This is a genomic window from Cobetia sp. UIB-001 (assembly GCF_044789135.1).
Taxonomy (GTDB): Bacteria; Pseudomonadota; Gammaproteobacteria; order Pseudomonadales; family Halomonadaceae; genus Cobetia; species Cobetia amphilecti.
Window position 1 is genome coordinate 1,371,997 of record NZ_CP058244.1, and the last position, 24,474, is coordinate 1,396,470.

The following is a 24,474-nucleotide window of genomic DNA, read 5'->3' on the forward strand; positions in this document are numbered from 1 at the left end:
GCCGGCAGCCACTTTCGTGACTGCCGGCGACATTCAACATCTGTTCAGAGCATAGGGCATCACTGCGTGAGCTGCGCGTCCCGTTGCCTTGAGGGGGTATCAGTCACCCGGGCCGCATTCCATGCAGCGCTCGACGATGGCCGGGCCCAGCTGCAGGTTGGCGTTGAGGTCACGCAGCGCGGTGCGCAGGCCTTCCTCGATCACCGGGTGATAGAAGGGCATTTCCAGCATCTGCTCGATGGTCATGCGTTGCTGATGTGACCAGGCCAGCAGGTGGGCGAGGTGCTCGGCACGCGGGCCGAAGATCTCGGCGCCCAGCAGCAGGCCGGTGCCTTGCTCGCCATAGACGCGCAGCATGCCCTTGTTCATGCGCATCACGCGGGAGCGACCCTGGCCGGTGAAGTCGACTTCGCCCACCGCGTAGCAGTCGCAGGCACCGTAGCGCTGTTCGATCTCGGCGGTCGAGAGGCCGATGGTGGCCATCTGCGGATCGCTGAACACGACGGCGATGGTGCTCTTGCGCTGACCGGCACGCACGTCGGGGAAGCGACCGGCGTTGTCACCGGCGATACGACCCTCATCGGAGGCTTCGTGCAGCAGCGGCAGGTCGTTGTTGGCGTCGCCGGCGATGAAGACATGGCTCGGCGTGTCGTCGCTCAGACGAGTCTGCAGGGTGTGTCGATTGAAGATCGGCACGCCGCGCTCGTCCAGCTTCAGGCCCAGCGCCTCGATATTGAGGCGATCGACGTTCGGGCGACGGCCGGTGGCCGCAAGCAGGTAGTCGAAACGCTCGGTGAGACGTGCTTCGCTGCCACGCTCGATGAAGGTGATCTCGACACCGGCGCCGTTCTCGTCCTCGACGCGTTCGATCTTCTCGACCTTGGCGTCCGGGTCGAGATAGAACTCCTCGTTGAAGACGCGATCGGCATTGGCACGCAGCTTCTCGTCACGCAGCGGGCCGATGGCGCCGCCGACACCGAACATGCGGATGCGCACGCCGAGACGCGTGAGCGCCTGGCCCAGCTCCAGCCCGATGACGCCCGGGCCGAAGACGGCGACGGATTCCGGCAGGTCGTCCCAGTCGAAGACGCTGTCGTTGATGATCAGGCGGTCACCGGCATTCTCGAAGAAGCCCGGGTAGCTGGGGCGTGAGCCGGTGGCGATCACGACACGCTCGAAGGTGACGCGGGTCTCGTTGTCGCCGATGATCAGGCTGTTGGCGGTCTCGAAACGCGCATTGCCGCGCAACTTGTCGTGGGAGGGAATGCCTTCCACGGACTCGACCACGAAACCGACGAAGCGGTCGCGCTCACGCTTGACGCGGTCCATCACGGCGCGGCCATCCACCTTGACCTCGCCTTCGATATTGATGCCGAACGGTGCGGTGTCACGGGCGTGATGCGCGGCTTCGGCCGCACTGATCAGCAGCTTGGACGGCATGCAGCCGACACGGGCACAGGTGGTGCCGTAGGGGCCACCTTCGATCATGACCACGGAATCGGTGTGTGCCTTGGCGGCGCGATAGGCACCCAGACCGGCACTGCCTGCACCGATGATGGCGACTTCAACCTGGCGTTCGTTCACGTCGTACTCCTCAAGGCGCGCCAGCGGCGCACCTGACAATGGGGTCTCAGGCGCGAGCGTGGCCCGCGCGTGATGAAAAGAGAAAGTTATCGGGGCCTGTCAGCGTGATGCGTTCAAGCGCTGGTCAGGCTGCCGAAGTAGCGGGCGACTTCATCGCTGCCGCCGACATGCTCGCCGTCGATCCAGACCTGCGGCACGGTGGCCTGACCGGTCATGGCGCGCAGGGTGCGTGAGGTCACGCCGCGGGTGCCGACTTCGATGACTTCGTAGCTGATGCGTGCTTCGTCGAGCATCTGCTTCGCACGTGCGCAGTACGGGCAGCCCGGCTTGCTGAACAGGGTAGCGAAGCTGGGACGGCCGGCGTCCGGGTCCAGATAGTCGAGCATGGTGTCGGCATCGGAGACTTCAAAGGGGTCGCCCGGCTTCTGCGGCTCGATGAACTGCTTCTCGACCACGCCGTTGCGTACCAGCATGGAATAACGCCAGCTGCGCTTGCCGAAACCGATGTCGCTCTTGTCGACTAGCATGCCCATCCCGGCGGCGAAGTCGCCGTTGCCATCGGCGATCAGGCTCAGGTTCTCGGCTTCCTGATGCTCGCCCCAGGATTCCATGACGAAGGCGTCATTGACGGACAGGCAGACGATCTCGTCGACGCCGACAGCATAGAAGCGATCGGCCAGCTCGTTGTAGCGCGGCAGGTGAGTGGAGGAACAGGTCGGGGTGAAGGCGCCCGGCAGGGCGAAGACCACCACGTTGCGGCCTGAGAAGATCTCCTCGCTGGTGCGCTCGACCAGACGGCCGTCGCGACGGATCTTGAAGCTGACGTTCGGGACCTGCTGGCCTTCGTGTGATTCGAGTTGCATGAAATTGGCTCCGGTCTCGATGAGACGTATCTAAAGGGGATGGCAGGCGACTGAGGCTCGATGACAATGTCGAGTGCATGAGAAATCAGTGCCTTGCGAAACTGGAGCCAGTCTAGGGGCAAGCCTCTTTCGGGTGAATTTGATTGCATCAAGCGAGGCGATAGCTTTTCTTGATGATGATGCTGACAGCCAGTCGTGGGCTGGTTCATGGCCTTGTTCTCGGCAGGAGCGTGCTGGTCGGCAAGCGGCTTTTTTGCCGGAAATAGTTATACAGACTTGATATTTGCCCCTGTCAGCCATAAGTAGTGGGTACGTCACAGCATCGTCAGGCGTCGAGTCTGGCAAGCGAGGCAATAGATGAACGCACGAGAGTACATGGCGAAGCACGGCCTGGACGGCGACAAGGACAAGGAGGAGGACAAGCCTCAGAGTCTGGAAGAACATGCCTGGGCACGTGCACGTGAGTCCGGCAGCCATGGGCCACGCACCGGGACGCCGCATGACTGGGAAGACTGGGAGCGCTACCACGAGCAGCTGGCCGCGGACTCCGAGAAGCTGTCCCAGAAGATCGATCGTCAGGCCCGCGCCGGCGGATCCGCCGGCGCGCACGACGATGACGTCGACAAGGCCGACGCTGATCGAGACGGGCAGTGATCAAGAAGTACAGTGATCAAGAGGGACACTGATCAACACGAGTACCGAACATTCATGACCTCCGTGGAGTCACGGTTGTCACAATCGCAAGGAGCAACTCATGGATATCATTCGCATCATTCTGGCCATCATCCTGCCGCCGCTGGGCGTTCTCATGCAGGTGGGTGTCGCCAACAAGCATTTCTGGATCAATATCATCCTGACCTGCTTCGGTTTCCTGCCGGGGATCATCCACGCGGTGTGGGTCATTACCAAGTTCTGACCGCCGCTGAGCCCTAGAGGCTCTGATATGGCTGCCCACCTCGGGCAACCCAGAGTTGAAAGACCCAAAGCCCCCGCTGCCTTGTGTGCAGCGGGGGCTTTTCAGTGGGCGCTCACCGGGGAAGCGCCATGTGGCGTCGGTGATTCAGCGGCGGTGGATGCCGAGGGCCCTGGCGAATGGCAGGCGACGGTAGTTCAACATGTAGACTTTCGCATAGCCTGATTTCAACGCTTTTCAGCGAGCGTGGCGCTTGTCGCCTCTCGCTTGCCCCCGTAGGGTCAAGTGGGACTGAGGGCAGCGATCAGGGCCGGTGAAGCCTGTTCGATCACATGCTCCACGATAACAACAACACGTATGGATACCACGCATGGTCACGACTGCTGAGCCCGACGCGCCGCAGGAGACCAGCTCCTGCTTCGCGATCTTCAATGATGTGCAAAAGAGTTATGACGGCGAAACGCTGGTGGTCAAGGGCTTCAATCTTGAAGTCCAGCGCGGCGAGTTCGTCACCCTGCTGGGGCCGTCCGGTTCCGGCAAGACCACCTGCCTGATGATGATGGCAGGCTTCGAAACGCCGACCCACGGCGACATCCTCCTCGACGGTACCCCCATCAACGACTTGCCACCGCACAAGCGCGGTATCGGCATGGTCTTCCAGAACTATGCGCTGTTTCCGCACATGAGCGTGGCCGAGAACCTGGCCTTCCCATTGGAAGTGCGCGGCATGAGCAAGGAGGAAATCTCGACCAAGGTGGCCAACGCGCTGGACATGGTGCGACTCGGCGAATTCGGCGATCGCCGCCCGGGGCAGCTCTCCGGTGGGCAGCAGCAACGGGTCGCCCTGGCACGTGCGCTGGTCTTCGAGCCGGAGCTGGTGCTGATGGATGAACCGCTGGGGGCGCTGGACAAGAATCTGCGCGAGGAGATGCAGTTCGAGATCAAGCGCATCCACCAGCGCCTCGGCGTCACCATGCTCTACGTGACCCACGATCAGACGGAAGCGCTGACCATGTCGGACCGCATCGCGGTCTTCAATGACGGCATCGTCCAGCAGCTGGCAACCCCCGAGGCGCTGTATGAAGCGCCGGAGAATGCCTTCGTCGCCTATTTCATCGGCGAGAACAATCGCCTCAATGGCCAGGTATCGCAGCTCGACACTCAGGGTGAGCATTGCACGGTGACCCTCGACAGTGGCGAGCAGGTCCGGGCACTCAAGGTGGCTGTCAATGAGGTCGGCGAGCGCACCCAGCTGTCACTGCGTCCGGAGCGGGTGCGCCTGCTGTCGGCGGAAGAGCCAGGCGCCGCGGGCACGCAAAGCCCTCCCGACAATGTCTTCTCCGCCGAGGTGCTCGAGGTGATCTATCTTGGAGATCATCTACGCACGCGCGTGGCGGTGTGTGGCAGTGACGAATTCATCATCAAGACACCCAACGCCGAGGGTTATCCGCCCTTGCGGCCCGGGCAGACCCTGCAGGTCGGATGGGACGCCTGCGACTGCCGGGCGCTGGATGCCTGAGGCCAGCAAGGGTCAGAGCAGGCTGGAAGCACAGGCGAGAAAGGACAGGCGAGTAAAGACAAGGCAGCAAGGGAGGTGAAGCACGCTTCCTCAGCAAAGCAAGAGCAGATTTCGCGACAAGAGTGCGGCACAACAACAAGAAATCAGGGAGATTCATCCATGTCAGTCATCAATCAGTTCACCGCGTCATTCACTACCTCGCGCCCGGGCATGCCGCTGCGCAGTCTGCTGGCGGTTGCCGTGGCAGCGGCCGGCATGAGCGCCGGTGCGGCCCAGGCCGAGACGCTCAATATCGTCTCGTGGGGCGGCGCCTATACCGACAGCCAGAACAAGGCTTATCACGAGCCCTGGGAAGAGAAGAGCGGCGACACCGTCGTCAATATCGACAAGTCATCCAATGCGCTTTCCGGTCTGCGCGCACAGGTCCAGGCCGGCAACGTCACCTGGGACCTGGTCGACATGCTGCCCAGTGATGCCTTGATTGCCTGTTCGGAAGGCCTGATCGAGCCGCTGGACCCGGACACCCTGTTCGCGGCAGCGCCGGATGGCACGCCGGCCAGCGAGGACTTCATCGAGAATTCCCTCAGCGAGTGCTTCGTGCCGCAGATCGTCTACTCCAACATCGTGGCCTTCAATACCGAGATGTTCCCCGAGGACAAGCAGCCGGATTCCATCGATGACGTCTTCAATCTCGAGGAATTCCCCGGCAAGCGTGCGCTGCAGAAGAAACCGATCAACAACATGGAGTGGGCGCTGGTGGCCGATGGCGTGGCCCCGGAAGATGTCTACGAGATGCTGGATTCCGAGGAAGGCATCGAACGTGCCTTCGCCAAGCTCGATACCATCAAGGACAGCGTGATCTGGTGGGAAGAGGGCGCACAGCCGCCGCAGCTGCTGGCGGACAAGGAAGTGGCCTTCGCCTCGGCCTACAACGGACGCATCTTCGATGCCGAGGTCAACGAGAAGCAGCCATTCTCCATCGTCTGGGATGCCCAGGTCTTCGAGCTGGATGGCTGGGTCGTCCCGACCGGCAAGCTCGACAAGGTCAAGGATTACCTGATGTTCGCCACCGATACCCAGCGTCTGGCGGATCAGGCGAAGTACATCTCCTACGGGCCGGCGCGTACCTCCTCCGCGGCACTGGTCTCGACCCATGCGGACACCGGCATCGACATGAAGCCGCACATGCCCACCTATGGCCCCAACTTCGAGACCGCCATCCCCAAGGATGACGAATTCTGGGCCGACAACCTCGATGAGCTGAGCCAGCGCTTCAACGCCTGGCTGGCACGCTGACCCCTGCACTGACCCGCTGGCCCCGGTGGCGCACACCCGCGCGCCGGGGCCTTTTTGATCATGCCTGATGGCCCGTCGGCCATGCTCGATTCCGCCAGGTTGGCTTCCGTCACTGTCACGCGGAAGCCGGCTGGCGGCCCAGGCATCCTCGGATAGCCGATCAAGGAGTGCAGGATGAGCGATTCCTCCGCCCCGGCCACGTCCGGAAGCGCAGCACATGACCCCAATGGTGCCCCCGGCGCGGCGCTGACCACCGCCGATGGCGTACCGCTGAAACAGAGCCTCAATCGCGCCATCCGCCGCAGCCGCATCAAGGCATTGCTGCTGGTGGCACCGTTGCTGGTCTTCATCGGGCTGGCATTCGTCATGCCCATCTTCGACATGCTGTCACGCAGTGTCGACAACCCGGAAGTTTCCACCTATCTGCCACGCACCAGCGAGGTGCTGGTCGACTGGGACGGCGAAGGGCTGCCGGAAGAGGCCGCCTACGCCGCCCTGGCGCAGGACCTGGCCGCGGGACTCAAGGCGCGCAATCTCGGGCGTGTCGCCTCGCGTCTCAACTACGAAAAGTCCGGCATGCGGTCGCTGTTCATGAAGAGCGCCCGCCGTGCCGGTCGCATGGAGGCCCCTTACAAGGCCGCGCTGATCAAGGCCGATGAGGATTGGGAGGACCCGGATATCTGGCGTCTGATCAAACGCGAATCGTCGCCTCTCACCGCTTCCTACTATCTGGCGGCGGTGGATCGCCAGTTCTCACCGACAGGCGAGATCGTCGAGAAACCAGAGTATCTGCAGATCCACGTCTCGCTGTTCATCCGCACCTTCTGGATGAGCGCGGCGATCACCGGGCTGTGTCTGTTGCTGGCCTATCCGGTGGCCTGGCTGCTGGCGACCCTGCCAGCCAGTCGCGGCAATCTGCTGATGATTCTGGTGCTGCTGCCGTTCTGGACCTCGCTGCTGGTGCGAACCACCACCTGGATCGCGATCCTGCAGCAGCAGGGGGTGCTCAATGACATGCTGGTGGGTGTCGGGATACTCGCCGAGGAGGCGCGTATCCAGATGATCTACAACAAGACCGGTACCATCATCGCGATGACCCACATCCTGCTGCCGTTCATGATCCTGCCGCTGTACTCGGTGATGAAGACCATCCCGCCCAGCTACATGCATGCGGCGCGCTCGCTGGGCGCCGGGCCGATCACCGCCTTCCGGCGCGTCTACTTCCCGCAGACCCTGCCGGGCATCGGGGCGGGCTCGATTCTGGTCTTCATCCTCTCCATCGGCTACTACATCACGCCGGCACTGGTGGGCGGGCAGTCGGGCCGCTTCATCACCAACTTCATCGCCTATCACATGCAGACCTCGCTCAACTGGGGGCTGGCAGCGGCCATTGGCTCGATACTGCTGGTCGTGGTGATCCTCTTCTATCTCGTCTACAACCGTCTGATCGGTGTGGACAAGGTCAAACTGGGGTGACAGATGGCCATACCTTCCTATGCAACTCGTGGTGAGCGGATCTGGCATTGGGTGTTCTGCGTGCTGTGCGCGCTGATCTTCCTGTTCCTGATCGGGCCGATCCTGGTGATCATTCCGCTCTCGTTCAATGCCGAACCCTACTTCACCTTCTCGGAGAAGATGCTGTCGCTGGACCCGGAGGGCTATTCGTTGCGCTGGTATCAGGAGTTCTTCACCTCGGATGAGTGGATGCGCTCGATCAAGAACAGCATCATCGTGGCGGTGTGCGCGACGGTGCTGGCCACGGTACTGGGCACGCTTGCCGCACTGGGGCTTTCCAGTCGCTTCATGCCGTTTCGCAACACCATCATGGCGATCCTGATCTCGCCGATGATCGTGCCGCTGATCATCAGCGCCGCGGCGATGTTCTTCTTCTTCTCGAAACTGGGGCTGACCCAGACCTATCTGGGCGTGATTCTGGCGCATACGGCGCTGGGCATTCCCTTCGTGGTGATCACGGTGACGGCGACGCTGTCCGGCTTCGATCACTCGCTGACACGTGCGGCACACTCGCTGGGGGCCAGTCCGAGCCGCACCTTCTTCCGCATCATCCTGCCGCTGGTGACGCCGGGGGTGGTGTCCGGTGCGCTGTTCGCCTTCATCACCTCGTTCGATGAGGTGGTGGTGGTGCTGTTCATCGCCGGGCCGGCGCAGACCACCATCCCGATCCAGATGTGGTCCGGTATCCGCGAGGAGATCAGCCCGACGATTCTGGCGGTGGCCACGCTGCTGGTGCTGGTCTCGATCCTGCTGCTGACGACACTGGAGCTGATTCGCCGCCGCAATGAACGTCTGCGCGGCCTGACGCCGAGCTGAGCACTGTCCTCGACCCTCTGCCGTCTGTCCTCTGGCGTCTGGCCTCTGCTCTTGAGTGCTGAGCGCTTGATGGCTGTGAGAAACAGGAGTCGTATGAAACGCCCGCGCCCCCGCAGAGTCTGTCTGCGGGGGCACGGGCGTTTCAGGGCCAGGGCTTGAAGACAGGGCTTGGAGACAGGACTTGGAGACAGGGCTTGAGGAAGAGCCTGCTGCGTCAGGCCGCGCCCAGTCGCTTGTAGAGCGTGGTGCGACTGATGCCCAGCTCCCGCGCGAGACGCGAGACGTTGCCGCCCAGCGCGTCCAGCGCACTCTGCAGCTCCTCGGCACTGGAGAGATCATGCAGCGAGGGCAGGCCGCTCGGTTGCGAGGGCTGGTGGGCAATCTCGCCCTCTGCTGCGGGACAGTCGCCCTCTGCTGCGTGACAGTCATTCTGCGAGGCAAGGCAGTCGCCTGCCAGCATCACATGGGCCGGCTCCAGGGCCGGCCCGTCGCACAGTGCCAGCGCCAGACGCAGCACGTTGTCCAGCTCGCGCACGTTGCCGGGCCAGTCATGCTGGGTGAGGCGATCGAGGAAGGCGGGCGTGATGCGCGGCAGCTCACGTTGCTGCTCCCGGCACAGCCTGGTCAGCAGGGCACGACTCAGGCCGGCGATATCGTGACGCTCCCTCAGCGGCGGCAGGGCGATGGTGGCGCCACACAGGCGATAGTAGAGATCTGCCCGGAAGCGCCCGGCCTTGACCAGCTCGCTGAGGGGCTGATGGGTGGCGGCGACCAGTTCGAAATCGACCCGCTGCGGCTTGCCGCCGCCCAGCGGGGTGACTTCACGCTCCTGCAGCACGCGCAGTAGGCGCGCCTGTACATGCAGTGGCATGTCGCCGATCTCATCCAGGAACAGGCGCCCGCCATTGGCCTCGAGCAGGCGGCCTTCGCGTCCGGCGGGGTCGGCACCGGTAAAGGCGCCGCGCCGATAGCCGAACAGCTCGGCCTCGACCAGCTCATCAGGCAAGGCGGCGCAGTTGATGGCGACCAACGGCTGATGGGCGCGATGACTGGCCTGATGCAGCGCCTTGACCACTTCCTCCTTGCCGACGCCGGTCTCGCCCTGCAGCAGCAGTGGCAGGCGGGCGTTCACCAGCCGCGTCAGCAGTTCGCAGACCCTGGCCCAGCCGGCATCGCCATGATGCAGGCGCGCAAGGCTCGGGTGGCACGCAGTCTCTCGAGTAGCGGTCTCGGCCGGTGGCTGGCTTTCTGGGTGCTTGGCTGGCGCGCGGGCCACGACCCGTGGCCTGGGCGGGGCTGCGCACAGGGTGTAGCCCGTGAAGCGCGGGTGCTGCGTGAGCGTCAGGCACTGCGCCTCGGCAAGCTGGGCCAGCGGTGCCCAGTCCAGCTGCCAGCGTGCCAGCGGCTGGCCCAGCAGCAGGTGGATGTCATCGCGGGTGGCACAGCTGTCGCTGTCCGCTGCATGGGCTGTGCTGTTCGATGCATTGACCGCGCTGTTCGATGCATTGGCCGCGCTGTTCGATGCGTTGTCTGCGCTGTCGGAGGCGGGCGTGAGTTCAAGGTGAGCCGCCAGCAGCTGCAGTCCCCGGCGACTGGCAGCCGCGACCTGACCTTGCGGCGTGATGGCCAGCAGGGCCGCGCTGGGCGAGTCCAGCTGCGAGCGGTTGAGATGCAGGCGCAACAGGTGATGGTCGTGCCCATGCGCCTCGCTCAGACGGCGTTGCTCGATGTCATCCGCCAGTACGCCGAGCATGCCGAGGCTGTACTGGCGCACACGGTAGGGATCGCAGATCAGCCCCAGGCACCCCTCGCAGGCGCCGGGCGTCAGCCCGCGACTGGCACTCCAACTGGCGGGGGCCAGCAATGCGGCACTGGCGCTGGCCAGCCCCTTGAGGCATTCGGCGTCATGCGCTTCGAGGGCGATGCGTGCCAGGCGATTGGCGCGCGGCGCATTCAGGGTCTCGGCGATGGCGTTGTGACCCAGCGACTCCTCACGCCAGCGCGCGCCGGGGTGCAACAGGGCAGCGTCATTGCCCAGCAGCTGTTGATGGCCGTAGCTTGCCAGCACCACGCCGTCGCGGTCGGTCAGTACCAGACACGCCTGCCAGTGATCGAGCAGGTTGAGGGTATGGCCGGCCACCGCTGACGCCACCGTCGTCATCAGGCTGGCGGCTTGACGCTGACGCCAGACGAGCTCCTCCGGCGGACACCTGAGGGTTGAGGGCGGCAGCGCCGAGGGAAGAGAAGAGGGCAGAGCAGCCGCAGACGTTGCGGAGGCGGCGCCTCGATCGAGCGCCTGATCCTCCGCGTGGCGAGCTGGATGCTTGGCCGAATGATGAGCAGCGTGGCGCGCTGAGTGCTTGGCGGCGTGGGGTAGTGGCATGCGACGTCCCTTGTGCGGCGGGCTTTTCAGGCCTCTGTTGTTATGGGTGCTGTTATCGATGCTGTTTTCGGTCTGGGGGAGTGTTCACGGCAATGTTCACTTGTGCATGGTGAGTGTTCAGTTCCGAGGACTCCAGTGTTCAGACACTGTTCATCAGAGTAGCGGCAGACGCGGCGGATGACGGGCTAGACCATGGTCTGCCCCTGCCTTGGTCGCATCTGGCAAGTGGCTGAATGATCGACAGAAGAGCGGAATCCGGCGCCCTCCGAGGGGCGATGGAGGCTGTCTGTGGGCAGGGGGTTGCGCGCGGCTGGCACAGGGTTCGCTTGAGGATAGTCACCAGGTGGGTGTGAACACTCGGCAGTGGTTGGCCGTGTCCTTGCCCCGATGACTTTCACCAGACGAGACAGCGCCATGTCCTTGAGCCTTGAGGCGGTCACCCGCCGGGTTGGCCGCGAGACCCATATCGACAGGGTGGACCTGACCTTCGAGCCCGGCTCCTTCAATGTGCTGCTGGGACGCACCCTGTCCGGCAAGACGTCGCTGATGCGCCTGATGGCGGGTCTCGATGTGCCCAGTGACGGGCGCATCGTGATGAACGGCGAGGACGTGACCGGCCGTCCGGTGCGCGAGCGCAACATCTCGATGGTCTATCAGCAGTTCATCAACTACCCGAGCCTGAGCGTCTACGACAACATCGCCTCGCCTTTGAAGCTGGCGCGCATGGCGCCCGGGGAAATCCGCCGCCGCGTACACGAGATCGCCGAGATGCTGCATATCGAGCAGTTCCTTGCGCGTCAGCCAGCGGAGCTGTCCGGTGGTCAGCAGCAGCGCACGGCCATGGCGCGGGCGCTGGTCAAGGACGCCGACCTGGTGCTGTTCGATGAACCGCTGGTCAATCTCGACTACAAGCTGCGCGAAGAACTGCGCCACGAGATGCGCAGCCTGTTCGCGACCCGCAACACCATTGCCGTCTACGCCACCACCGAGCCCGGCGAGGCGCTGGCACTCGGCGGCACCACCACCCTGATGCATGAAGGGCGGGTGCTGCAGTCCGGGCCTACCGAAGCCGTCTACCATCATCCGCTGAGTGTCGAGGCGGCGAAGCTCTACTCCGAGCCGCAGATCAACCTGTTCGAGGCCGAGGTGCGCGGGCGTGAGCTGGCTTTCTCCGGCGCGGCCAGTGCCGGCGAGCAGGGCAGCCGTTTCGTGCTGCCCGCGCCACTGGCGGGGATCGAGAGCGGGGCCTATCGCTTCGGTATCCGCCCCAGCCATCTGGGGTTGGCACCGCTGGCCGATGATGATCTGGAGTTCGCCGTCACGGTGGATATCGCCGAGATCTCCGGCTCCGAGACCTTCCTGCATGTCAGCAATGCCGATCACTCGCTGGTCCTGCATCTGGCCGGTATCCACGACTTCGCCGTGGATGATGCCATCCGCGTCTATGCCCCCGCCCACAAGCTGTTCGTCTATGCCGCCGATGGCGGTGACGGGGCGGAACAGCATGGCGATGGGGCACTGATCCGCTCGCCCGAGCGACCCACCACGACTGGCGGAGGGCTGGCCTGATGGCGGAAATACACCTCAATGATCTGGCGCACAGCTACCTGGCGGCGCCCACCGCGGACAGTGATTACGCCATCCGGCGCATGAATCATGTCTGGCAGCAGGGCGGCGCCTATGCACTGCTCGGCCCGTCGGGGTGTGGCAAGAGCACGCTGCTCAACATCATCTCCGGGTTGCTGGCCCCCTCCGAGGGCGAGGTGCGCTTCGATGATCGCGTGGTCAATCGGCTGCCGCCGGAAGAGCGCAACATCGCCCAGGTGTTCCAGTTCCCGGTGGTCTACGACACCATGACGGTCTTCGACAATCTGGCCTTCCCGCTGCGCAATCAGCGCCAGCCGGAGCACAAGGTGCAGTCCCGGGTGCGTGAGATCGCCCAGGTGCTGGAGCTGGAAGACCTGCTGACGCGGCGAGCCAGCAACCTGACGGCCGACGAGAAGCAGAAGGTCTCGATGGGCCGTGGGCTGGTGCGCGATGACGTGGCCGCCATCCTGTTCGATGAACCGCTGACGGTCATCGACCCCCACCTCAAGTGGAAGCTGCGCCGCAAGCTCAAGCAGATCCATGAGCAGTTCAACATCACCATGGTCTACGTCACCCATGATCAGCTGGAGGCCTCGACCTTCGCCGACAAGATCGCGGTGATGTACGAAGGCCGCATCGTGCAGTTCGGCACCCCGCGCGAGCTGTTCGAGGACCCCGCTCACACCTTCGTGGGCTACTTCATCGGCTCGCCGGGCATGAACCTGGCCAGCATCACGCTGGAGTCGCAGGGCGTGCGGCTCGGCACGGGGGAGGATGCACCCTTGCTGCATCTCCCACGGGCGCTGCTGGCGATACTGGCGGAGCGCAAGGGCGAGTTGAAGCTGGGCATTCGCCCGGAATTCGTCGAGCTCGAGGCCAGCGACAGTTCACCAGCGGCGGCGGTTCCCGACACCCGCGAGCATTGGCTGAGTGGTCAGGTCACGCTGGTGCAGGATCTTGGCACCTACAAGGTGGTGGATCTCGACATCGGTGGCGGCTGCCTGTTCAAGGTGCGCATCGAGGAAGATGCGCCGCTGCCGACAGGCCGCGTGCGCCTGCGTCTGCCGGCCCGCTGGCAACGCTTCTATCTCGATGAGCATCTGCTGGATCTGTCTCAGGCTGGCGCGCATGACAGTGGCGAGGCGGACAGCTTTGCCAGAGGGGAAGATGACCAGCGGCCGGGAGGAAACGCCTGATGCAACGCACACACAACAATCGCGCCTGGTGGCTGGTGCTGCCGGTGGTCATCGTGGTGGCATTCTCGGCCATCATCCCGATGATGACGGTGGTCAACTACTCGGTGCAGGACATCTTCGATCCCTCCACGCGCTTCTTCGTCGGCACCGAATGGTATCGCGAGATCCTGCGTGACGAGCGCCTGCACGACTCGCTGATCCGCCAGTTCGTCTATTCCTTCGCGGTGCTGGCCATCGAGATTCCGCTGGGGATCGCCGTGGCGCTCTCGATGCCGCGCAAGGGCTTCATGGTCTCGCTGTGCATGATTCTGCTGGCCTTGCCGCTGCTGATTCCCTGGAACGTGGTCGGCACCATCTGGCAGATCATCGGTCGTGAGGACATCGGTCTCTACGGCTGGGCACTGGGCCAGCTGGGTATCGACTACAACTACGCCTCCAATCCGGCAGACGCCTGGGTGACGGTGCTGGTGATGGATGTCTGGCACTGGACGTCATTGGTGGCGCTGCTGTGCTATTCGGGGCTGCGTGCCATTCCCGATGTCTATTACCAGGCCGCGCGCATCGACCGTGCCTCGCCCTGGGCCGTGTTCCGCTACATCCAGCTGCCCAAGCTCAAGAGCGTGCTGTTGATCGGCATCATGCTGCGCTTCATGGACAGCTTCATGATCTACACCGAGCCCTTCGTGCTCACCGGTGGCGGGCCGGGTACCACCACCACCTTCCTGTCCCAGACCTTGACCCAGATGGCGATCGGCCAGTTCGATCTCGGACGTGCCGCTGCCTTCTCGCTGATCTACTTCCTCATCATCCTGCTGGTCTCGTGGCTGTTCTATACCGCCATGACCCATCAGGACAGTGACGACGCCTGAGGAGACGAGTGATGACCACACGCAAGCGTCTGGTAATGACGATCTATCTGCTGTTCCTGCTGGTGCCGATCTACTGGCTGCTGATCATGTCCTTCAAGTCGAATCAGGAGATTCTCGGCGGCCTGACCCTGTGGCCCGAGAACTTCACCTTCGACAACTATCGGGTGATCTTCACCGACCCCAGCTGGTACATGGGCTACCTCAACTCGATGAGCTACGTGGTGCTCAACATGCTCATCTCGCTGGCGGTGGCGCTGCCGGCGGCCTATGCCTTCTCGCGCTATCGCTTCCTGGGCGACAAGCATCTGTTCTTCTGGCTGCTGACCAATCGCATGGCGCCGCCGGCGGTCTTCCTGCTGCCGTTCTTCCAGCTCTATTCCTCGGTGGGACTGTTCGATACTCCGCTGGCGGTGGCACTCGCGCACTGTCTGTTCAACGTGCCGCTGGCGGTCTGGATTCTGGAAGGATTCATGTCCGGCGTGCCCAAGGAGATCGATGAGACGGCCTATATCGACGGCTACAGCTTCCCGCGTTTCTTCCTGACGCTGTTCATTCCGATGATTCGCCCGGGCATCGGGGTGACCGCCTTCTTCTGCTTCATGTTCTCGTGGGTGGAGCTGTTGCTGGCGCGAACCCTGACCTCGACGGAGGCGAAACCGATAGCGGCGGTGATGACGCGAACGGTCTCGGCCTCGGGCATCGACTGGGGCGTGCTCGCCGCCGCCGGTGCCCTGACGCTGATTCCCGGCATTCTGGTGATCTACTTCGTGCGCAACCATGTCGCCAAGGGCTTCGCCCTGGGCCGGGTGTGATCGGCACCAGGACGAGCGCCGCTGTCATTGCCGTCAGCAAGTCTCTGCTGGCGGCCCACAAGAGGACATGATGATGGAATGGATGGCTTGGACACTGCCCACGTCACTCTTCTTTGCCGGTATCGGCACCCTGCTGCTGGGCATGACCGCCTGGCAGTTCGTGACCCCGACGCTGAGTCGTCAGGGATTTCTGCCCATCGCGACCACACGGGGCGACAGACTGTTCATCGGGCTGCTCTCCAGCGGCTGGCTGCATCTACTGTGGTTGGGCTTTACCGATCAGGTGCTGTGGATGATCAGCATCGTGTGTGTCGTCTGGATGCTGGTGTTGATGAAGTGGGGATGAAGTGGGGATGACATGCGGGGAGATGTGGAGAGGAGAGAGCGCTGACGACAGGCAGCGTCGCCCGGTGGCAACACGGAACCGGACAGCCTGAGGGGAGTCCCAAGCGGTTCTGGCTGGCATCCGCCAGTGTCATTCGCCGCTCTGGAATCTCGTTGCATGTCGTCATCTCGCTCACCGCATCGCTCGTCTACTGATAGTGCTTCAAAGGGGGCTTCGCATGGCGATTCTCCCTCGCCGGGCCGCAAGAACCGCCGTCGTCTCTGGGCGGGCGTGACAGGACTGAGCATTGCCTGCGTTGTCGCCCTCGGTTGGTGGGCCGGTACACCGCTCGACACCCCGGGCACCACGACGCCTGATCAGCAGGTCGGGAATGGCGAAACGGAAGATGCAGGGCAATCAGCATTGTGGCAGCAGTATCAGCGCGTGTGGCAGGCCAACCAGACCCGCCCACCCGAGGCGCGCAAGCCACTGCCACTGCCTGACGTTTCCCGCGCCGGCTACCACCAGGGCGAGGCACTACCGGCGCTTGAGCTCGAGTCCCGTGACGAGGGTGAAGCGACTGGAGCGGGCACGGCAGGTGAGAGCGAAAAGGGCGTGCTGCGCCGGTTCGATGTCACGGCCTACGGCGCGGATGGCAGTGACACCCTGAGTGATCGCCGCGCCATTCTCGAGGCGCATGCCGCCATGCGTGACTGGCAACGTCAGGGCAATGATGACGCTGACCGCCCGGCGCGCCGCGGCGTGCTGTATTTCCCGGCGGGGGATTTCGTGGTGTATGGGGCGGCCGAGCGCGACTGGTTTCACTCCCGCCTGGTGGCACTGAAAGCCGCGGTGGCGGACGCAGAACACCAGCAGGCGCTGCGCGAGGCATTGCTCAAGATGCAGGGTTTGAGTCTGGCAGGCAGTCATTGGACCTTGATGGGCGCGGGCAGTGATGTCACTCACCTCAAGCAGACCCGGCCGATGCTGCCGTTGCACGCCAGCTGGTACTGGAGCACTCCCTGGCTGCTGCATCTGGGCAATCTGGCCGAGGGTGGCAAGCAGGAAGAATGGCAAGCCGTCACGCCGACGAGCCACCGGCAGCCGGCTGATACGCAGGACACGATCACGCTGGCGGATGAGACGGATGAGGCCGATGGCGCAGCGCTCGCGCCAGGCGATGAGGTGCTGCTGGAGAGCATCGACAAGCGGCCTGAGTCAGTGGCGCGTGCCCTGGCGCCCTATCAGATGGAAAAGGACGCCAGCACCGGCGAGTCACGCTGGTTGATCGAGCGTGACGGAGTGATCAAGCGGGCGCGCTACCGCGTGGTGGCACGTGACGGCAAGCGCCTCACGCTCTCGCTGCCGGTGGTGCATGAGCGCTTTCCCGGTGAGCAGTGGCGCATCGCACGCCTGCACCCGGCGCGGGAAGTCGGGGCGCAGGGCATCACGCTCAAGGGCAACTGGCGGGGGCACTTCAAGCACCACCGCAGCGCCGAGGATGATAGCGGCTTCGGCCTTCTGGACCTGGATGGCATCACGGATGGCTGGGTACGTGACGTACGGCTCGACAGTTTCAATCAGGGGGTGAAGGTGCGCCACAGCTCACAGCTGACACTCGAAGACGTGACGATGACCGGCAAGCCCGGGCATATCGCGATGACGATCAGTGACAGCAATCAGGTACTGGCCCGCCAGGTAGTCGACCAAAGTCATGCCTGGCATGCGCCCGGGGTGGCCCGCTACGCGACCCATAACGTCTACCTTGAACTGGAGCACGCCGGTGACAGTGGTATCGAGCTGCATGGTCAGCAATCGCGCGACAACGTGTTCGATCGCAAGCGTGGCGGTCATGTGCGCGACCGCTGGGGCGCCAGTATCGGCCATCAGCCCAATCATCTGCGCGGGCTGGTGCTGTGGAACCCGGTCAATACCGGCAAGCCGCATGCTGCCTGGCCCTTCATGCGCGCCGATTCTCACTTCGGCAAGGTGATCATGCCGACGGTCGTCGGGGCGACCGGGCATGCGCTGGGCATCGCCAATCGCCATGACTATGCCCGGGTGATGAATGCCAAGGGCGTGACCGAGTATGCCCCCTTGCCGCCGATGGATGCCTTGCAGGCCCGCGTCGAGTCGCCGGGCGAGGCCGTGAAGCCTGCCTCGCTCTACCGCGCCCAGCACGAGCTGCTGCATGAGACGCGAGAGTGACAGCAAGCCGCTGAGCATCAGGGCATCAGAGAAATCAGAGCAATCAGAGCAATCAGGGCAGCAAGGACAACAGAGCAGCAGCCAACGACAGCCGATCGCAACGGCAGGAGGACGAGCAGCACCGAGAGCAAGCAAGGCGGCGAATCGCGCCGCGCGACACGTGATTGACGGAAGTGGTTGTTGGAAGACGCGACACAACAATAACGCCAATGAAGGGACATCCCATGAGTCAGCACATCATTCGACCCGCACGCCTGCGTTACGCCATCGCCTTCGCCACGGCGGCGGGGCTCGCCGGCCTTTCCAGTCAGGCCATGGCCGATCAGTATCAGGATGCGGCAAGGAAGTGGATCGATCAGGAGTTCTCACCCTCCACGCTGAGCAAGGACGAGCAGATGTCCGAGCTCGAATGGTTCATCAAGGCCGCTGAACCGCTGCGCGGCATGGAAATCAAGGTGGCATCGGAAACCCTGACCACCCATGAATACGAGTCCAAGGTGCTGGCCAAGGCCTTCAGCGAGATCACCGGCATCAAGCTGACCCACGACTTGATCCAGGAAGGCGACGTCATCGAGAAACTGCAGACCCAGATGCAGTCCGGGCGCAATATCTACGATGGCTACGTCAACGACTCCGACCTGATCGGCACGCACTTCCGCTATGGCAAGGTCGTGCCGATCAGCGACATGATGGAAGGCGACGGCAAGGCCTTCACCTCGCCGACGCTGGATCTGGACGACTTCATAGGGCTGGATTTCACTACCGGCCCGGATGACAAGCTCTATCAGCTGCCGGACCAGCAGTTCGCCAACCTCTACTGGTTCCGTGCCGACTGGTTCGAGCGCGAAGATTTGAAGAAGCAGTTCAAGGACAAGTACGGCTACGAGCTGGGGGTGCCGGTCAACTGGTCGGCCTATGAAGACATCGCCGACTTCTTCACCAATGACGTCAAGGAAATCGACGGTGAGCGGGTCTACGGCCACATGGATTACGGCAAGAAGGACCCGTCACTCGGCTGGCGCTTCACCGATGCCTGGTTCTCCATGGCGGGTGCCGGCGACAAGGGCCTGCCCAACGGCCTGCCGGTGGATGAGTGGGGCATTCGTGTCGAGGAATGTCAGCCGGTGGGCTCCTCGGTGACGCGTGGCGGCGCGGCCAACGGCCCGGCGGCCGTCTATGCCACCACCAAGTATGTCGACTGGCTGGGCAAGTACGCACCGCCGGAAGCCCAGGGCATGACCTTCTCCGAGTCAGGTCCGGTGCCGTCCCAGGGCAACATCGCCCAGCAGATCTTCTGGTACACCGCCTTCACCGCCGACATGACGCGGGATGGCCTGCCGGTGGTCAACGACGATGGCACGCCGAAGTGGCGCATGGCGCCGTCGCCGCATGGCCCGTACTGGGAAGAGGGCATGAAGCTTGGTTATCAGGACGTGGGCGCCTGGACCTTCTTCGATTCCACCCCGGAGAAGAATCGTCATGCGGCCTGGCTGTACGCGCAGTTCGTCACCGCCAAGACCGTCTCGCTCAAGAAGACCCTGGAAGGGCTGACGCCGATCCGCGAGTCGGATATCCAGTCCCAGGCGATGACCGATGCCGCGCCGAAGTTGGGCGGTCTGGTCGAGTTCTATCGCAGCCCGGCGCGGGTGCAGTGGTCGCCGACCGGCACCAACGTGCCGGATTACCCGAAGCTTGCCCAGCTGTGGTGGCAGTACATCTCCCAGGCCGCCAGTGGCGAAGCCACGCCGCAGGAAGCCCTCGATGGCCTGGCCAAGGCGCAGGACCGCATTCTCGAGCGTCTCGAGCGCGCCAAGGTGATGGACAACTGTGGGCCGAAGCTCAACGAGGAGCGTGATGCGGAGTACTGGTTCGCCCAGCCGGGTGCGCCGAAGGCCAAGCTGGACAACGAGAAGCCCAAGGGCGAGACCATCGCCTACGACGAGCTGCTCAAGAGCTGGAAGGAGTAAGCGCGACAGTGCGCCTTCGAGCAGTTTCCTGAAAGACAGCAGCAACGACAACGCCCCTGCCGGTTTCCCGGCAGGGGCGTTTTTGTGCCAGAGCGATCAGCGACAGCGTTTCATCACTTTCTCATTGCTGGCTTACCGTTACGGCTTTTAATTACCGCGTTCAGTCACGGCTCTCAATCACGATAGAGATCGATGCTCGGGCAGGAGCAGATCAACTGACGATCGCCGTGCACGTTGTCGACCCGGTTGACCGCCGGCCATTGCTTGGCAGCCTTGACGTGCTCGCTGGGGAAGGCGCCGATCTCGCGGGAGTAGCTGCGCGTCCACTCGGCGTCCATCAGGTCGGCCTGGGTGTGCGGCGCGTGTACCAGCGGGTTGTCTTCCAGTGTCCACTCACCTTGCTCGACACGGGTGATCTCGGCGCGAATCGCGATCATCGCTTCACAGAAACGGTCGATCTCGTAGAGCGATTCGGACTCGGTGGGCTCGACCATCAGGGTGCCCGCCACCGGGAACGACATGGTCGGCGCGTGGAAGCCGTAGTCGATCAGACGCTTGGCGATGTCTTCCTCGCTGATGCCGGAAGCGGCCTTCAGCGGGCGGATATCGATGATGCACTCATGCGCCACGGTGCCGTTCTTGCCGCGATAGAGCACCGGATAGTGCCCATCGAGACGCGTGGCGATGTAGTTGGCGTTGAGGATCGCAAGCTCGGTGGCTTCACGCAGCCCCTGCGCGCCCATCATCTTGATGTAGGCCCAGGAGATCGGCAGGATCGCCGCGGAACCGAAGGCGGCGGCCGAGACGGCGGTGCACTCCGGCTTCACGCCTTCCAGCGGGGTGACCACGTGGTTGGAGACGAACGGCGCCAGGTGGGCCTTGATGCCGATCGGGCCCATGCCCGGGCCGCCGCCACCGTGGGGAATGCAGAAGGTCTTGTGCAGGTTGAGGTGCGAGACATCGCCGCCGAAGTCACCCGGGCGGCAGATGCCGACCTGAGCGTTCATGTTGGCGCCGTCGATGTAGACCTGGCCGCCGTGATCGTGAACGACCTGACAGGCCTCGCGCACGGTTTCCTCGAACACGCCGTGGGTGGACGGGTAGGTGATCATGATCGCGGAGAGCTTGTCGCTGTGCTGTTCAGCCTTGGCACGCAGGTCGGCGATGTCGATGTTGCCGTTGGCGTCACACTCGACCACCACCACCTTCATGGCGGCCATCGCGGCCGAGGCCGGGTTGGTGCCGTGGGCGGAGCTGGGGATCAGGCAGATGTCGCGCGCGCCTTCGCCGATGGAGGCCTGGTAGCGACGGATCGCGACCAGCCCCGCGTATTCTCCCTGCGCGCCGGAATTCGGCTGCATGGAGATGGCGTCGTAGCCGGTGATCTCGACCAGGAAGGCCGACAGCTCATCGATCATCTGCTTGTAGCCGACTACCTGATCCGACGGTGCGAAGGGATGGACGTTGGCGAATTCGGGCCAGGTCACCGGGATCATCTCGGTGGTGGCGTTCAGCTTCATGGTACAGCTGCCCAGCGGAATCATCGCGTGGGTCAGCGACAGGTCCTTGTTCTCCAGGCGCTTGAGGTAGCGCAGCATCTCGGTTTCCGAGTGGTAGCGGCTGAAGGTCGGGTGGGTCAGGAAGTCGCTGTCACGCTGGCAGGCCGCCGGAATCGCGCTTGCGCCCTTGGCCAGCAGGTCCTGGTCCAGTGCGGCGACGGACAGGCCGTGCTCCTCGCCGAGCAGCACGTCGAACAGCACGCCGACGTCAGCGGCGGTGGTGGTCTCGTCGAGATTGATGGTGATGCGGCCGTCGCCGTGGTGGCGCAGGTTGATCTCGTGGGTCAGCTCGCGACCGTGGATCTTGCCCTCATCCACGCCGGTCACGGTGATGGCGTCGAACCAGCTGTCGTGGGCCAGTGCCATGCCGCAACGGCTGACGCCCTCGGCGAGAATGCTGGTCAGGCGATGCACGCGGGTGGCGATGCGCTTGAGGCCCTCGGCACCGTGATAGACGGCGTAGAAGCCGGCGATGTTGGCCAGCAGCGCCTGGGCGGTACAGATGTTGGAGGTCGCCTTCTCGCGGCGGATGTGCTGCTCGCGGGTCTGCATCGCCATGCGCAGCGCCGGGTTGCCGCGCGAGTCCTTGGAGACGCCGATGATGCGGCCCGGGATGGAGCGCTTGAGCTTGTCAGTGGTGGCGAAGAAGGCCGCGTGCGGGCCGCCGAAGCCCATCGGCACGCCGAAGCGCTGGGAGGTACCGACGACGATATCGGCGCCGAGACTGCCCGGCGACTTGAGCAGCACCAGGCTCAGCAGGTCGGCGGCCACCACGCTCATCGCGCCATTGGCGCGCGCGGCGTCCAGCAGCGGCGCGAGGTCGCGCACCTGGCCGGTGTTGCCCGGATACTGGAAGAGGGCGCCGAAGATATCGTGCTCGCCGACGTTCTCGGCGGCATCGATGATCAGCTCGAAGCCGAAGTAGTCGGCGCGGGTGCGCATGACGTCCAGGGTCTGCGGCAGCACGTCATCGGCGATGAAGAAGCGCTTGCTCTTGCTCTTCTTGTTGCCGCGCTGACACAGCGCCATGGCCTCGGCAGCGGCGGTGGCTTCGTCCAGCAGGCTGGCGTTGGCCAGCTCCATGCCGGTCAGGTCCATTACCGCCTGCTGGAAGTTGAGCAGCCCTTCGAGACGGCCCTGGGCGATTTCCGGCTGATACGGCGTATAGGCGGTATACCAGCCCGGGTTTTCCAGCACGTTGCGCTGGATGACCGCCGGCAGGTGGGTGTTGTGGTAACCCTGGCCGATATAGGTCTTGAACACCTTGTTCTGACGCGCGAGGCGCTTAAGGTAGTCCAGTGCTTCGGATTCCGTGCGTGGCCCTTCGAGATCCAGCTCACGGCCCAGACGAATGGCGGTGGGCACCGTGCGGTCGATGAGCGTGGCGATGCTCTCTTCGCCCAGCGTCGCCAACATGCGCGTCACATTGGCATCGGTCGGCCCATTGTGGCGGGAGATGAAATCGTCGTGTCCGGCCAGCTGGGCCAGGGTAAGCGTCTCGTGAGCCATGCAAGAAATCCTGTGCTGCAACGGGGACTGCAGAGGGCAGTCCGCGGGAGGAACATCACCGTGCCAGCGAGGAAGCGGCGGGCAGGGCGTCGGGAATCATGGGGGCATCGACATCACTGCCGAGCATGCTGCAGTTGCTTCACTCCCCGCGCGACCTGCAAGAGCGGTCGTGTCAGGGGTGTCGTGCCATCGAAACGGGGTGGCGCAGTCACGAGGGTGGCTGTGCGCGAGTGCGACTTTATGCGAGCGCGGAAAGGCGCTGAAACCTCCTGCCCTGAGCGTCTGCGGCATGGACAGGAGGTTGACGGCGATCAGGCTTCGCTTTCGACCAGCTGAGAATAGGCATCAGCGTCGAGCAGCTTGTCGAGTTCGGCGCTGTCAGCGACCTTCATCTTCAGAATCCAGGCATCGTCATAGGGGCTTTCGTTGACGGATTCCGGCGCGTCTTCGAGGCTCTCGTTGACGGAGATGACTTCACCGGCCAGCGGCGCGTACAGATCAGAGGCCGCCTTGACGGACTCGATGACCCCGAACTCTTCTTCCAGCGCCAGCTCACGGCCGACTTCCGGCAGTTCGACGAAGACGACATCGCCCAGCGCTTCCTGGGCGTGGTCGGTGATCCCGATGGTCACGGTGCCATCACCGTTGTCCTGAACCCACTCGTGACTCTCGGTGTACTTCAGCGTGGCGGGAATATTGCTCATGAGTGTTTTCCTATGTGAAAAGATTTTCTGATTCAGGGAATCGGTACGTCATTATGCCCCAAGGTCCCGGCGTGTGGCAGTGGCAGACTGCCGCGTGATGCTACGACTTTGGGCGTGTATTGCTGACGGCCGTACCTCTATCGTGGTCTGTCACTCTTCGGGCGTCCAGTGTCTTGCGTGGTTCACTCATGAAGCCCGCCATCACGGGCTTGCCTGGCCCATGGCTGTGCATCGCTGGCCAGGCCGCCCGGCGCCTTTCCAGCGCGCCGTGACACCTCGTAAGAGGTTGAGTGCAGCGCAGCAGCGCGGGAGATCGGTCGCGCCAGTGGGCGAGGATGTCCGAGTCACTGTTGCGAGGCGCTCAAACTCGCGTTATGGTGCCGACAGTTTCTTATCGGAAACTTGTTTCCATGTTGTGTCGTGAAGACCCGGCTGTCAATGCCTGATGCGTTCAAGCAGAGCGAACCTGATCAGAGCGCATGAGAGCGCTGGTGGCACTGAGAGAGTCTTTACCTGAGCGTGACCGCGTCGGGCATGCGGCTCTGCATCTAGCTCGTCATTCGGCTCGGTTTGTTGTGAGACTTTTTTCGCCAGTCTCGAGATCACCCGGCGCAGGATCTGCTGCCAGAAGACACGATGAGGCGATGAAACATGCGAGTTGGCGCAGTCTCATCGTACTTTTTACGCAATGATTGCCTCACCTGCCAGCGTAAAGCCCTGTTGGGCTAGTGAAGTGAGATAGCTTCCGCTAATGTGAGCTGTCCCAACGGTGAAAATGCCGTGGGAGGCTCGTCGCGGGTCGATCACCCGCCTGGGGATGGCACCGCCACGAGTCACTGCGCATCGTGT

Annotated in this window: 18 protein-coding genes; 13 read left to right on the forward strand and 5 right to left on the reverse strand. The window is 63.5% G+C overall.

The features are described from left to right. Positions 1–99: 99 nt before the first annotated feature. Positions 100–1,584: a dihydrolipoyl dehydrogenase gene (locus HA399_RS05820; RefSeq protein ID WP_192837919.1), complete on the reverse strand. Its 1,485-nt coding sequence runs from the start codon at positions 1,582–1,584 to the stop codon at positions 100–102. Positions 1,585–1,697: 113 nt separating this feature from the next. Beyond that, on the reverse strand, positions 1,698–2,447 hold the full coding sequence (locus tag HA399_RS05825; protein WP_107335176.1) for a glutathione peroxidase: 750 nt from the start codon (positions 2,445–2,447) through the stop codon (positions 1,698–1,700). 375 nt (positions 2,448–2,822) lie between these two features. Here HA399_RS05825 and HA399_RS05830 point away from each other — a divergent pair, with 375 nt between their 5' ends. From HA399_RS05830 to HA399_RS05855, 6 genes are all read left to right on the forward strand, one after another. Next, positions 2,823–3,101 (forward strand): hypothetical protein, encoded by a 279-nt coding sequence (locus HA399_RS05830; RefSeq protein ID WP_404326386.1) that lies wholly within the window; start codon positions 2,823–2,825, stop codon positions 3,099–3,101. Positions 3,102–3,201: 100 nt separating this feature from the next. Next, the gene (locus HA399_RS05835) at positions 3,202–3,363 is read left to right on the forward strand and encodes a YqaE/Pmp3 family membrane protein (RefSeq protein ID WP_043334518.1); all 162 of its coding nucleotides are present in this window, start codon (positions 3,202–3,204) and stop codon (positions 3,361–3,363) included. A 367-nt stretch (positions 3,364–3,730) separates the two neighbouring features. Further along, positions 3,731–4,879: an ABC transporter ATP-binding protein gene (locus HA399_RS05840; protein ID WP_131431673.1), complete on the forward strand. Its 1,149-nt coding sequence runs from the start codon at positions 3,731–3,733 to the stop codon at positions 4,877–4,879. Between the two features lie 159 nt (positions 4,880–5,038). Next, positions 5,039–6,175 (forward strand): extracellular solute-binding protein, encoded by a 1,137-nt coding sequence (locus tag HA399_RS05845; protein WP_225347830.1) that lies wholly within the window; start codon positions 5,039–5,041, stop codon positions 6,173–6,175. A 174-nt stretch (positions 6,176–6,349) separates the two neighbouring features. Continuing rightward, entirely contained in the window at positions 6,350–7,651 is a 1,302-nt protein-coding gene (locus tag HA399_RS05850; protein WP_054556762.1) for an ABC transporter permease, read from the forward strand. Between the two features lie 3 nt (positions 7,652–7,654). Further along, complete coding sequence (locus tag HA399_RS05855; RefSeq protein ID WP_043334517.1) at positions 7,655–8,506, forward strand: ABC transporter permease; 852 nt, start codon at positions 7,655–7,657, stop codon at positions 8,504–8,506. 214 nt (positions 8,507–8,720) lie between these two features. Here the strand turns inward: HA399_RS05855 and HA399_RS05860 are convergent, their stop codons facing one another. Beyond that, entirely contained in the window at positions 8,721–10,667 is a 1,947-nt protein-coding gene (locus HA399_RS05860) for a sigma-54-dependent Fis family transcriptional regulator (protein ID WP_404326389.1), read from the reverse strand. A gap of 636 nt (positions 10,668–11,303) precedes the next feature. Between HA399_RS05860 and HA399_RS05865 the strand changes: the two genes are divergently transcribed. The 7 genes from HA399_RS05865 (at position 11,304) to HA399_RS05895 (ending at position 19,853) form a co-directional block, all read left to right on the forward strand. Beyond that, complete coding sequence (locus HA399_RS05865; protein WP_404326390.1) at positions 11,304–12,458, forward strand: ABC transporter ATP-binding protein; 1,155 nt, start codon at positions 11,304–11,306, stop codon at positions 12,456–12,458. Next, positions 12,458–13,672 (forward strand): ABC transporter ATP-binding protein, encoded by a 1,215-nt coding sequence (locus tag HA399_RS05870; protein ID WP_404326391.1) that lies wholly within the window; start codon positions 12,458–12,460, stop codon positions 13,670–13,672. Before HA399_RS05865 ends, HA399_RS05870 begins: the two co-directional genes overlap by 1 nt. Further along, positions 13,672–14,541: a carbohydrate ABC transporter permease gene (locus HA399_RS05875; RefSeq protein ID WP_043334509.1), complete on the forward strand. Its 870-nt coding sequence runs from the start codon at positions 13,672–13,674 to the stop codon at positions 14,539–14,541. Before HA399_RS05870 ends, HA399_RS05875 begins: the two co-directional genes overlap by 1 nt. 11 nt (positions 14,542–14,552) lie before the next feature. Further along, positions 14,553–15,353, forward strand: coding sequence for a carbohydrate ABC transporter permease (locus HA399_RS05880; protein ID WP_043334505.1), 801 nt, complete (start codon positions 14,553–14,555; stop codon positions 15,351–15,353). A 73-nt stretch (positions 15,354–15,426) separates the two neighbouring features. Further along, entirely contained in the window at positions 15,427–15,699 is a 273-nt protein-coding gene (locus tag HA399_RS05885; RefSeq protein WP_043334560.1) for a DUF2160 domain-containing protein, read from the forward strand. A gap of 156 nt (positions 15,700–15,855) precedes the next feature. Further along, positions 15,856–17,886, forward strand: coding sequence for a DUF4955 domain-containing protein (locus HA399_RS05890; protein WP_404326392.1), 2,031 nt, complete (start codon positions 15,856–15,858; stop codon positions 17,884–17,886). 314 nt (positions 17,887–18,200) lie between these two features. After that, positions 18,201–19,853 carry an ABC transporter substrate-binding protein gene (locus HA399_RS05895; protein WP_225348116.1) on the forward strand — a complete coding sequence of 551 codons (1,653 nt, stop codon included), beginning with the start codon at positions 18,201–18,203 and terminating at the stop codon, positions 19,851–19,853. 173 nt (positions 19,854–20,026) lie between these two features. Here HA399_RS05895 and gcvP read toward each other — a convergent pair whose 3' ends face one another. After that, complete coding sequence (gene gcvP / locus HA399_RS05900; RefSeq protein WP_215824173.1) at positions 20,027–22,921, reverse strand: aminomethyl-transferring glycine dehydrogenase; 2,895 nt, start codon at positions 22,919–22,921, stop codon at positions 20,027–20,029. Between the two features lie 311 nt (positions 22,922–23,232). Beyond that, entirely contained in the window at positions 23,233–23,625 is a 393-nt protein-coding gene (gene gcvH, locus HA399_RS05905) for a glycine cleavage system protein GcvH (protein ID WP_404326394.1), read from the reverse strand. Positions 23,626–24,474: the final 849 nt, after the last annotated feature.